The 2,730-nt window shown below is 71.0% G+C and carries 1 protein-coding gene and 1 pseudogene; one reads left to right on the top strand and one right to left on the bottom strand.

The window, feature by feature from the left end:
• Positions 1 to 543: pseudogene (locus AB0J68_RS30530) on the bottom strand (hypothetical protein); the annotation flags it as partial.
• Positions 544 to 660: 117 nt separating this feature from the next.
• Here AB0J68_RS30530 and AB0J68_RS30525 point away from each other — a divergent pair.
• Positions 661 to 2,730, top strand: a complete 2,070-nt coding sequence (locus AB0J68_RS30525; RefSeq protein ID WP_363942154.1) for a phosphocholine-specific phospholipase C — start codon at positions 661 to 663, stop codon at positions 2,728 to 2,730.

Raw genomic sequence — 2,730 nt, 5'->3', positions numbered from 1 at the left:
GTACGCCGGAATCTCAACCTGCCGCACGACCGGCAGGACGATCTGGCCGACCGCCGGGTCGGCCGCCGCCCCGGCCCGCTCACCCAGCAGGGTGTCGACCGCCTCGCTGAGCCACGTCTCGGCGATCGCCGAACGGCCGGCCGCGTCCAGCGCCGCGCTGATGTAGGCGGGCGCGTCGGGCTGCGTGAGCAGCAACGGCCGCAGCGCGGTCAGCTCCGCCATCGCCTCGTCGTCCCGACCGCCGGCCTGGAACATCGCCCGGGCCCGCAGCGCGCGCACGACGCCGGCCCGGGGATCGTCGGCGGACGGGTACGCCGCGAGCGCCTCGTCCGCGTACCGCAGCGCGGCGTCGGGCCTGGCCCGGACCTGGGCGATCTCGGCGGCCAGGGTCAGCGCGTCCCCGGCGTCGTCCGGATCCTCCAGGCGGCCCTGCCGGGCCGCCTCGGCGACGTCGGCGGCGACACCGAGCGGGTCGGCCGCCCCGAGCGCCGAACGGCGGAGTTCGGCGAGGTCAGCCTTGGTGAGTACGTCTCTCGTCGGCACGACCTCACGGTACGTCGGCGTGCTTCCGCCCGGCCGAATTATGGCCATCTGCCGTCAACCAGACCTCGATAGCGTCCGGTCGCCAGTTTCTCGACCAGATCGCACAAAGGCGGAGTTATGGGCACGGTGGATCGCCGTACGTTCCTCAAGGCAATGGGTGTTCCCGCGATCGGCGCGGCGCTCCCGCTGGATCTCAGCAAGGCGCTCGCCATCCCGGCGAACAACCGGACCGGCTCGATCAACGACGTCGAGCACGTGATCATCCTGATGCAGGAGAACCGGTCCTTCGACCACTACTTCGGCACCATGCGCGGCGTACGCGGTTTCGGCGACCCGCATCCGGCGACACTGCCGTCCGGCAAGGACGTCTGGCACCAGCCCGACGGCGCCGACGAGCTGCTGCCCTTCCGGCCCGAGGTGAAGGACCTCGGCCAGACCTTCCTGCCGGACCCGCCGCACGGCTGGAACGACGGGCACGCCGCCTGGAACGACGGCCGGTTCGACGGGTGGGTGCCCAACAAGGGCGTCACGGCGATGACGTACCACACCCGCCAGGACCTGCCCTACCACTACGCGCTCGCCGACGCCTTCACCGTCTGCGACAGCTACCACTGCTCGCTGATGGGCCCGACCGACCCGAACCGCTACCACATGTGGAGCGGCTGGGTCGGCAACGACGGCAAGGGCGGCGGTCCGGTCATCACCAATGCGGAGGCCGGCTACGACTGGTCGACGTACCCGGAGCGGCTGGAGCGCAACGGCATCTCCTGGAAGATCTACCAGGACGTCGGCACCGGCCTCAACGCCGCCGGCTCCTGGGGCTGGACGAACGACCCGTACATCGGCAACTACGGCGACAACTCGCTGCTCTACTTCCACCAGTACCAGAACGCGCAGCCCGGAACGCCCCTCGCGGACAAGGCCAAGACCGGCACGGAGATCCGCACCCAGGGCCGCGACCCCGAGGCGCTGCTCGCCGACTTCCGGGCCGACGTCGAGGCGGGACGCCTGCCGCAGGTCTCCTGGATCACCGCGCCCGAGGCGTACACCGAGCACCCGAACTGGGAGCCGGCGTACGGCTCCTGGTACATCTCCCAGGTCATCGACATCCTCGCCGCGAACCCCGAGGTGTGGAGCAAGATGGCGCTCTTCATCACGTACGACGAGGAGGGTGGCTTCTTCGACCACGTGGTCCCGCCGACGCCTCCGCAGACGCGCGAGCACGGGCAGTCGACCGTGCCGACCACCAACGAGATCTTCCCCGGCGACGCCGACCACCCGGCGGGCCCGTACGGTCTCGGCATCCGCGTACCGATGATCATCGTGTCGCCGTGGACCCGCGGCGGCTACGTCAACTCCCAGGTCTTCGACCACACCTCGCTGATCAAGTTCCTGGAGACGCGGTTCGGGCACGGCCGGCCGGACCTGGTCGAGAAGAACATCACCCCGTGGCGTCGGGCCGTCGTCGGTGACCTGACCACGGCCTTCGACTTCCGGCACCCGAACCGGTCGCGTGAGGTCACGCTGCCGGACACGGACGACTTCAAGCCCGACGACCTGGTCCGGCACCCCGACGAGGTGCCGGTGCCTCCGGCCGAGGGGCGGTTGCCGAAGCAGGAGCGCGGCGTACGCCCGGCACGGGCGATCCCGTACACCCTGCACGCCGACGGCCGCGTCGCCGACGGCGCGTTCCGGATCGACTTCCGCAACACCGGCGGCGCCGGCGCGGTCTTCCAGGTCCGCCTGGCCGGCAGCACGGCGGTGCCGCGCAGCTACACCGTCGAGCCGGGCAAGCGCCTCACTGACACCTGGGCGATCGAGTCCTCCTACGACCTGTCGGTGCACGGGCCGAACGGCTTCTACCGCCGGTTCGCGGGCGGCCGGTCGCAGCTCGACGTCACCGCCTCGTACGACGAGCACGACCACAAGGTCGTCCTCACGCTGGGCAACCGGGGCGCGAAGCGGGTTGAGGTGACCGTCCGCGACGGGTACCACTCCCGTCCGGTGACGCTGGCGCTGCGGCCCGGCCAGGCGGAGCGGGCGACGTGGGAGCTCACCCGCACCCATGGCTGGTACGACCTGACTCTCACCGTCGCGGGTGACGCCGGCTTCGTGTACCGCTACGCCGGTCACGTCGAGAACGGCAAGGACAGCATCAGCGACCCGGCCCTCGGCGGGCTGGTCTGA

Origin of the sequence: Micromonospora sp. NPDC049580 (assembly GCF_040675595.1) — a bacterium.
Classification (GTDB): Bacteria; Actinomycetota; Actinomycetes; order Mycobacteriales; family Micromonosporaceae; genus Micromonospora.
This window is presented reverse-complemented; position numbering and strand designations above follow the sequence as displayed.